This is a genomic window from Psychromonas sp. MB-3u-54, from assembly GCF_002836415.1.
Lineage (GTDB): Bacteria > Pseudomonadota > Gammaproteobacteria > Enterobacterales > Psychromonadaceae > Psychromonas.
On the sequence record NZ_PJBP01000109.1, the window covers coordinates 1 to 18,882 of the forward strand.

Annotated in this window: 12 protein-coding genes and 1 pseudogene; 10 read left to right on the forward strand and 3 right to left on the reverse strand. The window is 38.4% G+C overall.

Annotated elements, in window-relative coordinates; genetic code table 11:
* Window positions 1-844: 844 nt before the first annotated feature.
* The gene (locus CXF72_RS05095) at window positions 845-1,072 is read right to left on the reverse strand and encodes a hypothetical protein (protein WP_198552508.1); all 228 of its coding nucleotides are present in this window, start codon (window positions 1,070-1,072) and stop codon (window positions 845-847) included.
* Between the two features lie 747 nt (window positions 1,073-1,819).
* Between CXF72_RS05095 and CXF72_RS05100 the strand changes: the two genes are divergently transcribed.
* The 4 genes from CXF72_RS05100 (at window position 1,820) to CXF72_RS05115 (ending at window position 12,325) form a co-directional block, all read left to right on the forward strand.
* The gene (locus CXF72_RS05100; protein ID WP_198552509.1) at window positions 1,820-7,558 is read left to right on the forward strand and encodes a putative Ig domain-containing protein; all 5,739 of its coding nucleotides are present in this window, start codon (window positions 1,820-1,822) and stop codon (window positions 7,556-7,558) included.
* Between the two features lie 87 nt (window positions 7,559-7,645).
* A complete protein-coding gene (locus tag CXF72_RS05105; protein ID WP_101037365.1) occupies window positions 7,646-10,582 on the forward strand; it encodes a transglutaminase-like domain-containing protein in 2,937 nt (978 codons plus the stop codon).
* Window positions 10,583-10,594: 12 nt separating this feature from the next.
* The gene (locus CXF72_RS05110) at window positions 10,595-11,110 is read left to right on the forward strand and encodes a hypothetical protein (RefSeq protein ID WP_101037368.1); all 516 of its coding nucleotides are present in this window, start codon (window positions 10,595-10,597) and stop codon (window positions 11,108-11,110) included.
* A 156-nt stretch (window positions 11,111-11,266) separates the two neighbouring features.
* Window positions 11,267-12,325, forward strand: coding sequence for a hypothetical protein (locus tag CXF72_RS05115; RefSeq protein WP_157823190.1), 1,059 nt, complete (start codon window positions 11,267-11,269; stop codon window positions 12,323-12,325).
* Between the two features lie 438 nt (window positions 12,326-12,763).
* On the opposite strand, the gene CXF72_RS19270 is transcribed toward CXF72_RS05115, so the two are convergent.
* The gene (locus CXF72_RS19270; RefSeq protein WP_157823191.1) at window positions 12,764-12,931 is read right to left on the reverse strand and encodes a hypothetical protein; all 168 of its coding nucleotides are present in this window, start codon (window positions 12,929-12,931) and stop codon (window positions 12,764-12,766) included.
* Window positions 12,932-13,913: 982 nt separating this feature from the next.
* Here CXF72_RS19270 and CXF72_RS05125 point away from each other — a divergent pair.
* The 5 genes and pseudogenes from CXF72_RS05125 to CXF72_RS05145 all read left to right on the forward strand — a co-directional run bounded on the left by CXF72_RS05125 (window position 13,914) and on the right by CXF72_RS05145 (window position 16,030).
* The gene (locus CXF72_RS05125) at window positions 13,914-14,285 is read left to right on the forward strand and encodes a hypothetical protein (RefSeq protein WP_101037374.1); all 372 of its coding nucleotides are present in this window, start codon (window positions 13,914-13,916) and stop codon (window positions 14,283-14,285) included.
* Between the two features lie 140 nt (window positions 14,286-14,425).
* On the forward strand, window positions 14,426-14,845 hold the full coding sequence (locus tag CXF72_RS05130) for a hypothetical protein (RefSeq protein ID WP_157823192.1): 420 nt from the start codon (window positions 14,426-14,428) through the stop codon (window positions 14,843-14,845).
* Window positions 14,835-15,086, forward strand: a pseudogene (locus CXF72_RS19750) (transposase); the annotation flags it as partial. The gene CXF72_RS05130 and the pseudogene CXF72_RS19750, both read left to right, overlap by 11 nt.
* An 88-nt stretch (window positions 15,087-15,174) precedes the next feature.
* Window positions 15,175-15,648, forward strand: coding sequence for a hypothetical protein (locus CXF72_RS05140; protein WP_101037378.1), 474 nt, complete (start codon window positions 15,175-15,177; stop codon window positions 15,646-15,648).
* Window position 15,649: 1 nt separating this feature from the next.
* Window positions 15,650-16,030, forward strand: coding sequence for a hypothetical protein (locus CXF72_RS05145; RefSeq protein ID WP_101037380.1), 381 nt, complete (start codon window positions 15,650-15,652; stop codon window positions 16,028-16,030).
* Between the two features lie 752 nt (window positions 16,031-16,782).
* On the opposite strand, the gene CXF72_RS05150 is transcribed toward CXF72_RS05145, so the two are convergent.
* Complete coding sequence (locus CXF72_RS05150; RefSeq protein WP_101037382.1) at window positions 16,783-17,805, reverse strand: YeiH family protein; 1,023 nt, start codon at window positions 17,803-17,805, stop codon at window positions 16,783-16,785.
* Between the two features lie 110 nt (window positions 17,806-17,915).
* Here CXF72_RS05150 and CXF72_RS05155 point away from each other — a divergent pair, with 110 nt between their 5' ends.
* Window positions 17,916-18,791 (forward strand): LysR family transcriptional regulator, encoded by an 876-nt coding sequence (locus tag CXF72_RS05155; RefSeq protein ID WP_157823193.1) that lies wholly within the window; start codon window positions 17,916-17,918, stop codon window positions 18,789-18,791.
* Window positions 18,792-18,882: the final 91 nt, after the last annotated feature.

Below are 18,882 nucleotides of genomic sequence, written 5' to 3' on the forward strand. Positions count from 1 at the left end.
AGGTAAACCGTTCTCTACAAGTAAACCTTGAATGAAATCAGTACCTCCATAAATTTTATGTATTCCATGCAATAAGAACATTAAACTAAAGCTAACTCTAAGAATTAATTTCCCCAGATTCGGGGAATTTAAGCTTGATTCAAGTCGATCAATTAATACATTCAAAATTTAAACCTTATCTAATAAATAAATAAAAACTTTATCACCTTGTCGTTATCTAAAACATACAAGTTTATTGAGTGTTTTAGTCAAAAATACTGAATTAAATCATTGTTCTAGATCAATAAATGCATAATATAACAATACTTTTCACGACTGTATAAGCATCGAATTTACTGGCGGAATTGATGATAAAAGAGGCAAAAACATTAACGGATTTTGGGCTGCTTAATCCAATCTAAATCAGTTTTTCAGTGCGGATACTTATAGTGCCGTGTTCTTAATTAGGTACGTATAGATTCAATAAAAGGGGGGTTAGCGGTACATCATCGTTACATTGCTCGTTACGTAGCCACCCATCATTATTGCTCGTTACATAGCCACCCATCGTTATTGCTTTCATTAAAAGCTGTATATACGACCGCATCTTAATGTTTATGAAAAATTATATTTTAAAATACGTGGAGTCGATATACGGAAAGGGGGCACATTACGTCTTAGAAAAATTTACTCTGTTTGTCTGTAAAATTACGCAATTTCAACTTAATGATGGCAAAAGACAAGACGCACCCCCATTGCTAAATTAATTTAGCTGGTTCGATATTGAATAGAGCAAGTTAGATGCTGCCGACGGTGCCACTAATAGACTCGTAATTATAAACAAAGCTGTGTTTGATGCTATCAATCAGAAATTTCTATACAGCTCCTCCCACAATTTAGCTTCACCACGTAGGTCTAACCCTTTGCGGCGAGGAGGTTTCTCCTCAAAACGAACCATTTCTCGACGATCGACCTTCTTCCTACGTTGCTCCATACGGCGTTCGAGTCCGCTATATTGTGATTGATCACCTTCAGAATGTTGATTTTCAGTGATCATTTCCTCTTCGTCATCTGACATTAATTCAAGATGCATAACCGACCTCCTCTGTATGTTTTATACACTAGTACGATTTTAGTCAGCGTCTACATTTTAGGCAAGAAAGTAACAATTAAATAGCAATTTGTAGTTTGTTATCGATAAATTGAATTGACCAGTATCATGTTTAACTGATCTGTTGTACTTCGGGGGCCTCAGTTTTCTAACTTGTAAAGGGGCACAAAGCCAGTTAGAAGCGAAGCTAATCATCGTTACATAGCCACCCATCAATATTGCTAAAGTTGATAGCGCATCGGTTATTAGTAAGCTTTCGCTTCTGGCTTTTGGTTTAACTTTATTGGTGGCGTTTCGCCCTTGATGGCGTGTTGGTTAAAAAATGGGTTGCGTGGTTGTTGTACCCACAAGTTTGTTGTTAGCCTCAAGTTGTTTAAGTGCTTGAGGATTTTTATGGGTCTTTAAAATCAATCGGTTATATTGGTAACTTTTGGGTGTCTAGCCTTTCTACTTCAGCCTTTCACCTCCAGTATTTCTAGTAATCCTCTCGCTACTTGTATATCAATAAGTTTGTCGTTCAGTTGCGATAATGATGATCACTTTAAACAGAAAGCATGACAAATTCGGAGAATTATTGGTATGTGGGCTTAATTGGGCACTGACGGGAAATTACTATTCTAAATGCCTTTAATTGACAAAAGATTGACCTTCACATACTTTGATAAGTAGAGCTATTTTCTTTTTTGTTGTTAACAAAGTTAGATGGAATTTAATTTTGAGGAAACATGGATGTTATTGTACAAAAGAATAAAGTCACGAATTAAGATTATATTAGCTTTATTATTAGTTACATGGGGTCTAGGGATTCAAACTGTTTCTCATAATAATGAGTTAAAAAAAGATTATGATGATGACTACGCAGACTCAAAAAATAATAAAAAACAGGCGGATTACCTTAAAGGTAATTACCATGATGACTATTATTCTAAAAAAAACAAAGAGCATAGCAAACTCGATTATAATCAGCGTCACTACGATTCCGTTGACTCAGAAAAAGAAAACCGCAAGCTCGATTATAAACAGCATCACTACGATTCTGCTGACTTAGAAAAAGAAAAAGAAAAAGAAAATAGTAAATACGATGATATACAGCGTCCCTACGATTCCGCTGACTCAGAAAAAGAAAACAGCAAACTAGATTCTAAACCAAGTCACGACGATTCCGCTGACTCAGAAAAAGAAAACAGTAAACACGATCATAATGACTCCGAACAGTTTAATTCTCAAAATCAAAATCCAGAAATTATCTCCAGTGCAATACAAATGGGACGACAAGGAGAGCAATATCGATATCAAGTTGTCGCGACAGATGCTGATTCGACGGAGCTTACCTACTCGTTAGAACAAGCCCCAAATGGAATGACACTTAATGAAAAAACAGGGGAAATAAGTTGGATTATCAACAATGATTATTACAATCAAAGTACTGAACCCCTAAAGTTTTGTGAGCAGACGACAGATGATGAAATTCAAAAAATTACCTTCAGTGATTTTTCTGATTTATCAGTAATAACCCTCAATGGTGATACCGCCAACTTAAATCCAGTGGATAAAAATATTCTTCGGCTTACTGATGATCTGTGGCAGAGAGGAAGTGCATTTATTACAGAGCCTATTCTATTGAGTGAATCTTCTCCTCTTAAAGCTTCTTTTAGTACTGCGTTCAGCTTCCAAATTAGTGATTCTCATGGGCTTAGTGATTCCGACGGGCAAGGTGGCGATGGTTTTGTTTTTGTTATCCAGACTCAAGATGACGAAATAGACGCTTTTAAAAATGCTATCGGTTATGAAGGTATTAAAAAAAGTATCGGTATTGCATTTGATACATGGGCGAATAAAAGTAATTCAAAAAAAAATAACGGTAACCATCTAGGATTACATATTAACGGATCGAGTATTGCAACAAAACAAGTAAATTTACCTAACCGTCTAAATGATGGCAATATTTGGTTTGTTTGGATCGATTATTCTGGCATTTCAGAGCTATTAGAGGTGCGCCTAGCTTATGAAAATATCCGTCCAGCGCAGGCAACATTAAGCTATTCTCTCAATCTATCAAGCATATTGCAGACAGATAATGCTTATGTAGGTTTCACTTCCGCTACTGATGCTTCATCAAATATTCATGATATTATCAATTGGCAGTTTATCAACACATATTCCCCTCTTGGTGACGTACCGGATCTGGTCGCACATAATTTACAGCTGCATAAGATAAACGATCAGTATCAATTTCAGGCACAGTTAACCAACCGCAGTAAACCCTTGCTTGATACGGTATTGCAATCTGGATTTTTCTCAGAAAATCCCTCTCAAAATGGACAGTTACTGGGTGAAGAGGTGATTAATAACCTCGCTACGAATGAAACAATTGAGGTTAACTGGCCTGTTTCTGATATTCGTTTGCTCACCGATGATATTTATCTTTGGGCAGATAACCGTGAGAAAGTATTTGAATGTAATGAGCAAAATAATATTACAAAGAGTGCATTTGTTTGGGTCAAAGTAGCAGATGATAAAGGAGCTGAAGATCAGCAACTGTTTGTTATCTCGTTAAAAAATGAAAATAATCCACCTCGTATCACCAGCGCGTCAGTAAACAATGCCGCGTTAGGCTTACCATATACTTATCAAGTAGCCGCAATTGATGCAGATTTAGGAGATATACTTACCTACCGTTTACTCGACGCACCAAATACGATGGCGATTAATGCCAAGACTGGTGAGATCCGTTGGACAACTTTTATTGCGGGCGAATTTTCCATCACTGTTGAAGTGACCGACCTCGCCGGGGCAATAGATTCCCAGACTTATCCAATCGTAGTGCACCTGTTAAACAATTTTCCACCTAAAATAATTTCTCAACCTATTGTGCAAGCAACAGAAGAGCGGGCTTATCTCTACCACGCTATTGCGCAAGATTTAAATCCCAATGACCAGTTAACTTATTCACTGGAATTTGGTCCCGCAGGTATGGGAATTAATCCTAAATCGGGCACTATTAGCTGGATCCCGACTGATGATTACATTAGCGGTATGACTCAAATTAATAATCAGTGTTACCTAAAATCAGAAGAAAATACGGCCCCCTCTGTTGGTGATGCTGAAGTGCTTGTTGTTATTGATATTTCAGGTTCAATGGGTGGAGAAACGCGTTGGGTTGGTGGAATGGCTATCGCGTTGGAAGAAAAACTACAAGCTGCTGGGGTTGGCGCTGATAGTACGAATAAATATGGCCTGGTTAACTACTCAAGCTATGGACCAAGAAATACGCTGGTTAATGGAAATAAATTTGGAAACGCTCAAGATCTTGATGCAGCATCTGCCTCTTTAGGTCTAGGCGGTGGTAGTGAAGATGGTTGGCAAGCAATTCACTTTACGCTTAATGATTATCCCAAAGCTGAAAAAGCCGCGAGAAATATTATATTGATAACCGATGAAGATAGAGATAATCGTGACAATAACATCACATATGCTTCCATTTTACAGGCGTTAGATGGACAGGGAGTGTTACTTAATGCTGTCGTTAATGCACGTTTTAAATGTGAAGATGGTACATCTGCATTAGGCATAAATAGCGATCATATTGGTTATGTTGCAGACGGGAAAGGGGGGTATACGCTTTGCGATAATGCTTCAGCCTATTCCGGATCTGGTAATACTATTGCACATTATGTACAAATGGCGATGGAAAATGGTGGAGCAGCTTGGGATCTAAACTATTTACGCCGTGGTGGTTATTACGCAGAGTCGTTTTCTAAAGTTTTTATCGATATTAAAGTAAAAGAGATTATTGAACAACTGCCTCCTGCCATCGCACCCGATCTTATGGTCAGCAAACTTGGCTTAGTTAAAATTGATGATGGTTATCATGTCCGGTTAACACTGCTGAATCGTGGTCTAGTTGATGTTGGAACAGAAAGTAATATTATTGTGTACAGTGGTGATCCTGCCTTTAATGGTACCGAAATTGCGCGTTTTATGGTGCCCGCTATGCCCACCGGGCAGCAGAAGTTACTGGATGCTGTAGTCAATGAATCTCTGCTTAATCAAGATCTCTATGCACAGATAGAAGTGGTCGATGGGATAAGTGATTGTGAAACGGCTAATAATACAACACGTTCAGCATTAGTTAAATTAAAGGTTACAGATACAACCGCATTGTTTGATACACAGTTATACGCACTTGCGATCGAAGATATTAATATTGCCCCGCAAATCACCAGTCAGGCGAATACGCTTGCCAGAGTAAATGAAAGCTATCAATATCAAGTTACTGCAAAAGATAAGGATATTGGCGATGGCCTCACGTTTAGCCTAATAACAGATGAATCACAAGGTTATCTTATTCCTGAAGGTTTAGTGATTGATGATTTTACTGGATTAATATCTTGGACAGCAACGATTGAGCAGCTGGCACAGAGTTACTTAATTGCAAGTAAAGTCACCGACCTGCGTGGTGGCCAAGATATCCAAGTATTTGAACTTGAAGTTTCTGCACAAGCGGTGCGTCTATTTAGTCTGGGTGATCAATCTAACTACTCTGGCGATCCGGTTGAAGTACAGCTGATTATTAATCATGCACCAGCAGCTCAGTTGTCATATCAAGCAATGGGGCTACCGAGAGGTTTAAGTCTCAATAATGATGGTTTGATCTCAGGCGTGCCCTCTATTGAGGGCGAGTACCAAGTCAATATCACTGTCACCGATAGCAGTCACAACAGTCACTCTCAGGTTGATTTCGTATGGCGCATTACAACTGAGCAAAATATTGCACCGGAGATAACGTCCACCCCAGATCACCAGGCATTGTTAAATAACCTCTGGCGCTATCAGGTCACCGCTAAGGATCAAAATCAAGACAGATTAACATTTGCACTACTAAGAGGTCCGCAAGGCATGAGTCATCAAGATAATGGCTTAATTGAGTGGATACCTAGCATCAACCAGATGGGACAACATAGGGTTGAAATCACGGTAAGTGATGGTGTATTGACACAGATTCAACACTTTGTCATTGGAGTTCCACAGGGTGATTTAGATAATTACCCGCCTGTCATTAACAGTCAACCAAGCTCAAGCGTAGTGACCGATCAACAATACCGTTACCAAATTCAAGTAACCGATCCCGAAGGCGATGCTCTGACCATTACTCTGGACAAAGCGCCTGCAGGTATGCTGATTGATAGCCAAAACATATTAACCTGGGAACCCACACAGAAACAACTGGGCAGTCATCCGGTCGAAATAACTGTCAAGGATGGTACATATACCGTTAAGCAAAGTTTTACGGTTGCGGTGTTACTGGCTGCCAAAGAAAATAATAATCCGCTCGTCACTAGTCAGCCAACCGGGCTTGCAATTGTTAATAAAGCTTATCGCTATCAAGTTGTTGTCAGCGATGCTGATGGCGATAATCTGTATATCTCTATTGCACAGGGGCCTGCCGGGATGTCGCTCGATGAGTCTGCATTGAGTTGGATTCCAACATCTGCTGATATTGGAGAACACAGCGTTGTTATTCAAATAACCGATGGCAAGGTGTTGTTAAATCAGAGTTACACCCTAAAAGTAGCGGAAGTGAATAGCGCTAACCATGCACCCATTTTTACTTCATTACCAAGCAGTGAACAGAGTACGTTAGCCATCGGTCGTGAACTGAGTTTTGATATTAATGCCAGTGATCCTGATGGTGATCAACTGAGCTTTAGCATTGCAGTGACAGGCGATAATCTAGCCAGCTTAGATATTGATCTGCAAACGGGGTTACTAACAGCCTTTCCCTTTGCCGATGACCAAATAGCGACCTACCCCTACCAAATCACTGTTGATGATGGCAACGGGGGATCATCTTTCTTTAACGCTCAATTAACGGTATTAGCGAAGGGCAGCAACAACCATGCACCGCAGTTTATTAGCCAACCTGTCACTATTGTGCAAGTGGGTAATATATATCAGTATCAACTGCAAGCGAGCGACAGTGATGGTGATGCCATCACCTATAGTTTGCGTCCAAGCCCGCTGCATATTGATAATAATGGTCTGCTTAATTGGCAACCTTTAAGTGACGATATCGGCAGTCACGAAATAGAGCTCAGTGCGACAGATATCTATGGCGGGTCAGTATTGCAGACATTCATTATCTATGTGCTGGGAGCTGGAGATAATGCGCCGGTGATCACCTCGACTGCAATAACAGAGCTGCGTTTGGAACAAGGTGAATACCATTATCAAGTTCAAGCCGATGATGTCGATGGTCAAGCGGTCACCTTCCAATTACTGCAATCACCACAAGGGATGGATCTTGATAGCATTAGCGGTGAGGTAAGTTGGCTAGCGGATGAAACGCAACTAGGCAGCCATACGATTGAAGTGCGTGCAGCTGACATTGATGGTCATTCATCTGAGCAACGCTTTAAGCTACAAGTGAGCAATAGCGGCCCTTGGAATCGTAGAATGTGCCGCTAAAAAACAATTTATTCCTATGGTGACGTAGGAACACATATTTAGACACTCTCCCTGTTAAACAGGGAGTGCATCAGACAGGGACGGAATATGAATAATGACTCATTATTATCCGCAATACGCCATGCTAGCCGTTTTATGTTGACGGTTAGCTGCCTGATGATTATCAGCTACTGTTTTGTCTTTTACTCGCCTTCGGCGCATGCCATGGTTGATGCCAGCAAGCGAACCAAACCAGGCACAGAAGCACGGTTATTAACGCAATTAACTGAAAATAATAAATATTTAGCACAAGCTATCAGCGCCTTACATAAAGAGTTGAATAAAGACAAACCATCGCAAAAAAATTTAGATCATATTCAAACTTATATAGCTAAAAAGCATGACAAGCTCAGTGAGCAGCAAACACCAGTGGAGAAACTACTGTCTAAGCAATTAGCTCAGCTTAAAGATAAACATACAGATAAAAAACTGCTCGCTGCCATGCAAAAACAAACCTCTAACATCAATAATGAATATCAACTTTTACTGGATGATCTGAACCAGCTACAAAATTTTAAAAGTGCCAAAGAATTAATTGCTAAAAAAGAATTTGTTGCTAACCTCGACAACAAACTCACTCACATTAACCGTCAAGCACCGATACACAGCTATGACAATGATAACTTACCTTTTGGTCCGAACAGCAATCAGAAAATAGAAGCTGTACTCAGTCAAGAAGCACTTGAAGTTAAATTAAATACTGGCCAGTCAAGATTAAAAACGCCTTCAATGATGAGCTCAGTTGATCTTGATCTGCCTAGTGATGACGACTTAGCCGCCAATGTCGATGCACAACTCAGCGATGCAATCAAACAAAAAGCGCTTGAGTTAGGGAGCAATCCATTAACTATCTATAACTGGGTGTACAATAATATACGTTATCTGCCAAGCCATGGCTCAATGCAAGGTGCAGATTACACGCTGCTCAGTGAACAGGGTAATGCCATTGACAGTGCAAGCTTATTGGTTGCACTGCTACGCGCTTCTGCCAACCCTGCGCGTTATGTTTATGGCTCGGTTAGTTTATCGCCGGAGCAATTACAAAACTGGGTCGGTGGTGTTGATAACTGGGAAGCGGCTGCAAACCTGCTTGGACAAGGGGGTATCCCTGTTACTGAAATTTTAAATAGAAATGGACAAATACAAAATATCGCCATTGAACATGCTTGGGTAGAAGCTTGGATAGACGATAAATGGCTAAGTCTCGATCCCTCTTTTAAACAGTATCAATATACCCAGCGTATGCAGCTTGAACAAGCGGTACCCTTTGATGCGGCTTCATTACAATATCTGCTTATTAACGGCAGCGAATCGAATCAAGCAGAAGGTTGGGTGCGTGGTATTGATCAAGACGCGATAAGCAATCAACTCTCGCAATATCAAACAAAACTTAAAGAGTTTATGAGTATCAACCATCCATCAGCTACATTGGATAAAGTGTTAGGATCGCAAAAGATTATTCAAACAAAGGCGGATACCTTACCCGCAGTATTACCTTATATTGTTATCCATGCAGAGGAAAGTGTCAGCACACTGCCCGATAGTCTGCGCCTTAAATATAAATTTAATCTGTTCGATAAATGGGGCTCAAATCTGATCAGTTATCACGCAACGGGACCAGAAGTTGCAGGTAAACGCCATGCGCTTTCTTATAAACCAGCCACTGACGCCGATCAGCAGCGATTACTCGATTATTTACCCGATGAAATAAATTCGGCAGCCGATCTGCCCGGATCGTTACCTGTTAACCTTATCAATCTAACACCGCAATGGGTAGTCGAAGGGCAAACGATTAATAGCGTAAGCCGCGTGGGCTTAGGCACCGAGCTTAAAGTACAACAAGGTTTTTACCTACCGGGCCGTGGCTGGGAGATGGGATTAACCAGCCCAACCAATGCTGGGGCTTACCAGGCTGTCGGTATTGATTTGCAGGGAATAGCGCCGAAGCAGCTGCAGGCTTTACAAACTGAATTAGAGCAAACTAAAGAAAAGCTCAAAGCTGAAAATATGGATGGTATTAGTGGCCATGATCTTACCGGTAATATCTTGCAGACAGGTATGTTGAGTTATTTTGCCATGACTTACGCGCAAGATAAATTAGCCGCGCAAATGGCCGATAGTGTCACCTATCGCCAACCCTCTTATGGTACTTTTGGTATTGCAGGTAGTGTCAGTTACTGGTTTGGCTTTCCGATAAATATCGCTTTTACCGGCGTGGTCATGGATATTGATAACTTGGCCTTTTCCAGTGAGGTAAAAAATAACTGTCATGGTGACTGGCTGGCATTAAACAAAGCCAGCGGTCTGCGTGCCAGTGCTTATGAGCATATTATCCCGGAGATGATGTTTAATACTGATCCCGCTAATCCTGTTGAAGGCATTTCTGCTGTGAAGGCACTGTCTGTCGCAGCCCAACAAAATCAAAAAATATATACTCTAAATCTTGATAAAATTGAAGAACTTGCCAATATCAATATTGATAGCGCGGCTAAAAATGAAATCCGCAATGCACTCTACCAAGGAAAAACCGTTACCGTGCATGAAAAACCCATTACCCACTTTGGTTGGACAGGCAGTGGTTATATTGTCACCGACAATGATACCGGCGCAGGGGCTTATAAAATTAGTGGGGGAAGTAATGGGGGGCTTCTTAATACTATTCATAGTTACCCATTAATGTGGGCATTTCTTAGCTTTTTAGTAGCATTCATACCGTTGTTCGGATCAATATTAGCAATTGGCGCTGGACTTTTGTCAATAGCTGATAGTTTTCAAGATTTTAAAAGCAACCTGAATGGTAGTAGCACCGGTTGCCTAATTGGAGGGGGGGCTGCATTAATTTCATTTGGAGTTGTATTTTTAATTATAAGTACATTTGCTCCCCTTTTAGCTGTTGCTCTTATGTGGTCAATAGGAGCATTTTTGGTGGACAGCGCGGTTAAAGCTGCAATTACTGAAAAAACGTGTCTTGCAATATCTAAATAGGAGCTATTTTTAATGTTCATAAAAAAATACAAACAGATAATTCATTATGATGAAACTAATTTAATACTAACAACCTTGATATGTTTTTTGTTGGGTTTATATTTAGTAAAAAAGAGGTATTGTTGGATTAACCCTACGGTATATTTATTTTCGGTAGTTGCAGGTATATCACTATTATCTAGTGCCATATTAAAAATGGAGCCTTATGGGTTAGCAAAACTATTTTTACTTTGGAATTTCATGACATATCTAATGTTAATGGGTTTAATACTCCCTCAAACAGAAAAATATAGAAGAAAAAATTTTCCTTCAACTTTAAAGGCACTGCTTGCTTTTATACTTAGAATTTGTATGATTCTCTCCACTTCTGCTTTGACTTTTATCTCTTTTTTTTACATGCCATTCTCTTACTTAAATTTGATTGGCTTCACTATTCCTCTTTTTCTATTTACAGTGCTAATGATATATAGTTATTTTTGTTCAAGAGAAGTATTTAAGCGGACTTTTTATATTCAAAATAAGTTATGAGTTCTACCTGTAGGAACATAAATGCATTAGGTCTTGAGTTTTACTATTTTAGGAAAAAAAGATCTGATGGCTCCTCGCTTACCAACCAGTCACAGAATCCGATCAACAGCGAGTACTCGATTATTTACCCAGCCGTTACATAGCCACCCATAATTATTGAGCCCAACCAATGTAGGGGCTTACCAGGCTGTAGGTATTGATTTGCAGGGAATAGCGGCGAAGCAGCTGCAGGCTTTACAAACTGAATTAGAGCAAACTAAAGAAAAACTCGAAGCTGAAAATATGGATGGTGTTAGTGGCCATGATCTTACCGGTAATATATTGCAGACAGGTATGTTGAGTTATTTTGCCATGACTTACGCGCAAGATAAATTAGCCGCGAAAATGGCCGATAGTGTCAGCTATCGCCAACCCTCTTATGGTACTTTTGGTATTGCAGGTAGTGTCAGTTACTGGTTTGGCTTTCCGATAAATATCGCTTTTACCGGCGTGGTCATGGATATTGATAACTTGGCCTTTTCCAGTGAGGTAAAAAATAACTGTCATGGTGACTGGCTGGCATTAAACAAAGCCAGCGGTCTGCGTGCCAGTGCTTATGAGCATATTATCCCGGAGATGATGTTTAATACTGATCCCGCTAATCCTGTTGAAGGCATTTCTGCTGTGAAGGCACTGTCTGTCGCAGCCCAACAAAATCAAAAAATATATACTCTAAATCTTGATAAAATTGAAGAACTTGCCAATATCAATATTGATAGCGCGGCTAAAAATGAAATCCGCAATGCACTCTACCAAGGAAAAACCGTTACCGTGCATGAAAAACCCATTACCCACTTTGGTTGGACAGGCAGTGGTTATATTGTCACCGACAATGATACCGGCGCAGGGGCTTATAAGATTAGTGGGGGAAGTAATGGGGGGTATTTATTAATCGCAATAGCGATAGGTTTGTTTTTATTAGGTCTATTTATTAGTTCTTCTATTATTAGTGTTATGTTACTTGTTGCATCTTTATTGGTGGCTGGGTGTGGTTTATCAATGCTATTTAATGATTCGATTTACGTTAATATTTATCAAATAATCGCTGTTCAGATTGTAGCCGCTACCCTTTTATATTTGTCTTTTGGAAGCATAATAGTTTGGTTAATTCCTACTTTGATAGAAGTATCTCTACTCTTCTCTAGTTTCTCTAGACGTTGTGCAGCAGGATTCTAATGAATATAAATGATTAATTATGGATTAATTGAGTTGTTTACGATGAGGATCTAGCTATGCTTAATATGTTTACATTTGGAAGATGCCCTAATTGTAGGGCGCATATCTTTTTTTCGGGCTTTAAAGTCAAACGAATAAATAGTATTGAATATAGATACTGCCCTAGGTGTGGAACTACTCTTATTATTCCTCGTTTTGTTCGATACTTGCTTTGCTCAGCGAGTGCTATCTGGATTGTATATCTTATCGTTTTGCCAACTCATATTAAGTTATATTTATGGCGCGGAGGGGATCTCGCTCTAATTCTATTCTTAATGTTTTTATGCCTTATAGTTTCATGGGCAATTGGCTACAAAAAATTGGAATAAAAAAGTCAAAGTGATTGATTTTTATGAAAGCTGATTTAATTCTTTACGAAAACAACTGTCCTGAAATGTTTCATACATTACTTAAGATTGTTACGATTTCTACTTTTTTTGTACCTAGATACATTAAATATAAACTACTTGCATTTGCTTTTAACGCACTTGCTATACCAATGATATTAACTGGTGGTGTCAAGTCAGCTGCACCTTTATGCACATATAATAAATAGAGAAATTCCATGGAAATATCCAATTTAGTTATAAATTATCTAATAAACCAATTGGTTTGTTTTATTTTTTTATGTGGAAAAAAAAGGGGGCTGAATCTTCGAGCTTCATAGCGTACTTTACATATGCAATAGTCATGTCTTTTATATCAAATTTGTTATTGCTAGTATTATTTAGTCCATCTGGTACAAAAGAGGATTTGATTATTAATGTTGTTATAACATTTTTATATTGTTATTTCATGAAAGATTATCAATTACTAAAAGATATGCAGAAAAAAAGGAAATAACCCAAATAGTCTTTCTGTAGCAATATTTGCCGAATTTTTTGTTACAGCTAGACCATTAGCATTAAAAAAGGTAGGACAGCCAGTGCGCCGAAATAAGATGGTCTGACTTGCCTAGTCCAAAGCAATGCATGGGATTTTAATATGTTCACCGAATTTACTTTTATACAAGCTTTATATATTCAAATTTCATTCATAATAGCTTTCTTTTATATACAAATATCATTTTGTGAAAAAAACATTCTAACTCGTTATTTTAATTTAAATAACAAAATTATTAATTTTTCAGGGAGAGTTACGGGGGTTTGGTTGCTAATAATTACTGCCATCTATGATGATGATTTTTCAACATGGTTAGATATTGTATTATTGGGCCTTCCTTTTTTCATTCTAATACTCCCATTTTTAATGAGAGAGGGAAGTTAAGAATAAATGAGGCTTATTTACTAACGGATAAAGTCTTTAATATTGACAGTCATAACCATTGCATACCCAAATGTTATTATTAGCTTGTTTGAGAGTCATTAGGTATTGCCTTCTTAACTAACGTGGCTGGAATTGAAAATGCCGCCACCATAGGGTGGAACTGCTAATATATTAATTCCTGCTCTTCCTGCCATTTTCAGGTTACCTGCGTTAATAGCTTTCGATGTTTATTATCGAATTATGAATTCACTATTTTATATTGATGCAGAAAATCAGAAATAATATGAATAAAAAAAATATTGAATACAAGAAAAAGATTGAGCCCTACTTATATATGAAGCCTTTAGTAATACCAAGTAGCTTATTTCTTGGTAGTCTTTTGCTCTTTTTGCTTGGTCGAATCAATGAAGGATGGGTTGTTTTAATTCTATTTGTTGTTTGTTGGTTTATTACCGGAGAATTTAGAATTTGTAGGGAGGTTAAAACCTACAGAATGCTATCTATTGGGTATTATTTAGTCATTGGAGGATTTTGTGTACTGGGTGTCTACCTAGAATTAGCTCTACTAATTATAATTAGCTTTCTTCCAATTTTACCTTGGGCATATTACTCCTCATTAATTTATAGAGACAAGTTTTTGTCTTCTGATGAGTAATCGGACACTCTGCTTTACGACAGTCTTATACTTTAGTGGTTAGGCGGTAATTTTAAATTTAAATTGCTACTCCGTTCTTTCTTCGTTTAGATTCGTCAATCGGATAATTGTTGACGTATACAAAAAATATCTAAGGTGAAATGATGTTAATAAGTAAATGTAAAAAATGTAAAAATTGGATTGGCGCATATTCAGCCACTAATCAAGTTATTCGTTGCTCTAATTGTGGCTCCCTGACTGGCTTTAAAGGGAGTAAATTGCAGCAGATGTTATTATTCGCTGCTATGCTGATAGCGATGATGGCTTTTACTAATTATGAATATCAGTCAATTATAAGTTATTACTCAGTTGGTATATTTTTGTTTTTTACTGTTTACCTTGTATCTCTTTTCACTTTTTCTCCATGTAATAGTGCCGAAGTACGTTTCCGTTTTAAAATTAAAGAGTTTAATTTTAATCGTTTTGTACTATCAAATTTAATTCATGCTTTGTTATTCTCAATATTTATACCTTTCTGTTTCTATTTTTTAGGTGGAGTAATCATCAGTAGGGCGCTTTAAATCTCAGGCATTACTTGATGAAGCAGCCATATTAGCTTGTATGGCGTATGTTGATTTAAACCCCATTCGCGCCAAGATGGTGACAACCCCTGAAACCTCAGATCAGACTAGCATCCAGCGAAGAATTCACTCAGCTATAAAAAGTGAGCAACCAGCAGAATTACTACCGTTTGTTGGTGATGAACGCCTTAATATGTCTGACGAACTGATGTTCAGTGTGAAGGATTGCATTGTGCTGTTGAAAAAGTCTTACATTAATATTACATAGCAATAGTATTACATAGCCACCTACAGTTTTAGAATGCCTTTACCAACGTAAAACCATCACAGTGTATGAAAAACCCATTACTCACTTTGGTTGGACAGGCAGTGGTTATATTGTCACTAATAATAATACCAGCGCAGGGGCTTATAAGATCAGTGGGGGGAGTAATGGGGGGTATTTAAATGATGAAACACTAGGGAATATGTTGTATTGGCTTGGTCTGCTTTCTTACATTGCTGGGTGGGCTTCAACCTTTGCTTTAATAGCCTTTGGAGGAGGTGGTTTGGTTGCTTTTTTTGCTTTAGCTAGCATCGTGTTGGCAGTTTCAAATGTATTTCTAGACATATATATAAACAGAGCAGATTTGAATGAAGCAGGTGCAGCGGGCACAGGATTCGCTTCTATATTGTATCTTTTATCAGGAAAACTAATTAATGCCCTCCCACCTAAACTTCGTTTAGTTGCAACGATATTTGTTGATGTATTAGATCGTATTAATAGTACACTGTTTTATATTGCAGCAGGAAATGAGAAATAATATGCATAATGAAAATGAAAATGAAAATGAAAAGAGAAAAGTACGTAATCTGAATTTGTATCTTTATATGCGAACCATAGGTATACCCAGTGTTATATTTGTAGCTTCTTTGTTTTTTTTGTTTACTGGTCGTTTAACAGACGGAAGCATTATTCTGCTTCTTTCAATAATATTCTGGCTATTAGGAAAAGAGTTTAAAATGTTTAAAGCTATTAAAGCTTATCGACTTCGCTCTTTATTATTCTATTCCACACTTACGGTGCTCACCTTAGGGGCCATTTATGGTGGGTTGTATTTTTTGCCTGTCATCCAATTTTTACTCATCCTTTATTGGGCATATTATTCTACCGTCCTATATATCGATGATTATGATGAGAAGTAATGCGCACAATGAAAGAGTTTAATTATTGGTTTGATAAACTGCATCCAGCTAAAAACTAAGCAATGATACTACTCCTAATATGCAAATAATGTTCGAAACGATGCTAAAAAAAGCGTTACAACCTGTATCGTATAAACGAATGTGGCATATTGCAGTAATAGAAATAGTTGGATAGAAATAGTTGGACACCCATCTAATTGGCCTCAAAGTGGATCCACTTCTATACTTTATTCAGACACTGTTTTGAATGATTAGGATCTCATTATGACGCAATTACGTGCAACACCGATTTCCCTGCTTATTATTCCCAGTTATTCACTTCTTCGAAGCCAGCGATGCTGTTCAAATTTATTCTCTAAAATTTATCATTGTATTTTCCGTTGTGTTCGGCGTGCTTTTTTATGCGGCAATGAATAAGTTCAGAGGACAAAGCTTTGATCATCGCAGACAATGGATGGTTGAACGCCCACGGTCTTTTCCATTTTTACTATCGATACCTGCCCTTATGCCATTATTATCATTTGGCTTTGCATGTTAATGAATGAGAAAACAGTGAGTCGATGAAGAAGTTTGTCTGCGTTGGAACCGCCTTTATTCAATGCCAACATTGGTAGCCGATGGCAGGCAGAAGCAGTGGTATTCGAAGGGCAGTCTTGATGATAAAAACGGTTATCAATAGATGGCGGGAAAATTAATGGATGACCGCAATTGTTGTTCTTCCTAAATTATTATTTTCCAAGTTAAGTGATTGCTTATTGTGGGATAAAAACGAAATCGGCATACATATAATAAATAATAATATAACCTGCAATTGAAAGTGCCGCGAAATATAGACCGGCCATTATAAGTGCACGTCCCCCTTTTTTACGCAGTGATGAGACATGTACCATTAACCCCATTGCAATCATTGCACATAAAATTAAATAGCTACCAGCACTCCCTAAGAAAGAGGTAAGCTTTTCAGGTAATATGCCTGTGCTGGAAATTATCCCGGCACCAATAAAAAGCAGTATATAGTGAGGAATGCGCTGCCACCATTTTACGCTAACCTCGAAAGTATCCCCTCCTTTTTTCGCAAAAAAAGTGGCTAGCATAACCGTCATGGGCGCAAGCATGAGTACACGTTCCATCTTAATAAAGGTACCCATTTGTCCCGAAAAGTCACCGCGCGCAAAAGCGCCAGCTAACGCGTGCGCCACGCCTTGTAAGGTTAAACCGCTCCACAGACCATACTGCATATCGCTCATAGGACTCACTGTGGCAATAAAACTGTATACAATAACACCGACAGCACCCAGTAAACTTATTACGCCAACAGCAATCAGCGCATCATCATCTTCGGCTTTAATCGAGGGGGCTATAGCAACAATTGCCGAAGCGCCGCAGATAGAGTTCCCTACACCAATGAGCGTTGCTAACTTTTCACTTAATCCCATTTTCATGCCAATAAAACGCGCCAGTAAAAGCAGAATGGGTACCCAAAGCATCACTAAGATCAACATGCTAAACCCCATGTCAGCCAGCAGTAAAAAATCAAGTTTAAAGCCTAAAAGAATAATCCCATAGTTTAGCCACTGCTTTAACACCACCTGAATACCGGGTTTAAAATTAGCATTTACTTTTACAGTATTGGCATACAACATACCCAAAATAATACCAATGGTTAAAGCTTCAAGGGTAAGGATAGGAGATAAGAGTTGACTGAGCTTGGTACTTATAAGTGCAAGTACCATAGTGATGGTAATGCCAGGCAGTAACGGTTTTATTTTATTCACAATATTTATCTCTTGAATATTCTAATTGGAATTAGAATAGCAATTTATATATAATATGGAAAATTGATAATTATGGTAAGATCTATCTGCATTTTAGATAAGGAGTAGTTGTGAATATTACACTCAGGCAACTTAGGATCTTCATGGCGGTCTATGAGTCAGGCTCAACCACCAAAGCAGGTCAAGAGCTGGCATTATCACAATCTGCGGTAAGTACTGGGCTAAAGGATATTGAAACTCAGCTTAATGTATGGCTGTTTGATCGTGTCGGGCGGCGTCTTAATGCTAATCGAGCAGGTAAAATGTTAGCAGTTAGAGCAAAAAGTCTTCTTAGTGACGTTCAAGAGATTGAGCAGCTATTTAGTGAACAAGCTGTTGTGCTACATATTGGCGCGAGTACGACTATTGGTACTTATCTTCTGCCTAAGATTATCGCGAGTTTTATTAAAAATTATCCTAACGTCGAGATTACTTTGCATGTGCACAATAGCAAAAGGATTATTCAGGGTATTAATGATATTGAATATGACCTTGGTTTTATTGAAGGGCTGCCACCACTTAACTATCCAAATTTGATCCATGAGGCGTGGAAGGAGGATAAGCTTATTCTTTTTGGTGCGGCAAGCTCTAAATATTTTTCATCAAATAGCCCGTCAATTATTCAGCTTCAACAAGCACCGCTGATTTTACGAGAATTTGGATCGGGCACTAGAGCTATTATAGAGCAACAATTTTTAGATCATATTAAGATGCAGAAAATCATTGAGATTGGACACTCAGAAGCGATTAAACAGTCGGTACTTTATGATCTGGGGATAGGTTGTCTGTCTACTTACGTAGTAGAAGATCTTATAGAGCAAGGTAAGCTCAAAAAGCTGAATGTAAAAGGGGTTAATATTTCTCGTACGTTATGGCAGATAAGACATAAAAGTAAATATATCAAGCCGGCTTTGCAGAGCTTTATCCGTTTTGTTAATCAAATTTAATAGACTGTTAATCCGCTTCTATTTCTTCGTGATTATTATTGATCACGAAGAAAAAGACTGGCTGTTCAACTTCTTTTGCAGCCTTTGATTT

What these genes read in the sequence shown, in the direction of transcription:
- CXF72_RS05125 (WP_101037374.1), top strand. Translation starts at nt 13,914, where the DNA reads ATGAATAAAAAAAATATTGAATACAAGAAAAAGATTGAGCCCTACTTA.
- CXF72_RS05130 (WP_157823192.1), top strand. Translation starts at nt 14,426, where the DNA reads ATGATGTTAATAAGTAAATGTAAAAAATGTAAAAATTGGATTGGCGCA.
- CXF72_RS05105 (WP_101037365.1), top strand. Translation starts at nt 7,646, where the DNA reads ATGAATAATGACTCATTATTATCCGCAATACGCCATGCTAGCCGTTTT.
- CXF72_RS05145 (WP_101037380.1), top strand. Translation starts at nt 15,650, where the DNA reads ATGCATAATGAAAATGAAAATGAAAATGAAAAGAGAAAAGTACGTAAT.
- CXF72_RS05110 (WP_101037368.1), top strand. Translation starts at nt 10,595, where the DNA reads ATGTTCATAAAAAAATACAAACAGATAATTCATTATGATGAAACTAAT.
- CXF72_RS05095 (WP_198552508.1), bottom strand. Translation starts at nt 1,072, where the DNA reads ATGCATCTTGAATTAATGTCAGATGACGAAGAGGAAATGATCACTGAA.
- CXF72_RS19270 (WP_157823191.1), bottom strand. Translation starts at nt 12,931, where the DNA reads ATGGAATTTCTCTATTTATTATATGTGCATAAAGGTGCAGCTGACTTG.
- CXF72_RS05100 (WP_198552509.1), top strand. Translation starts at nt 1,820, where the DNA reads ATGTTATTGTACAAAAGAATAAAGTCACGAATTAAGATTATATTAGCT.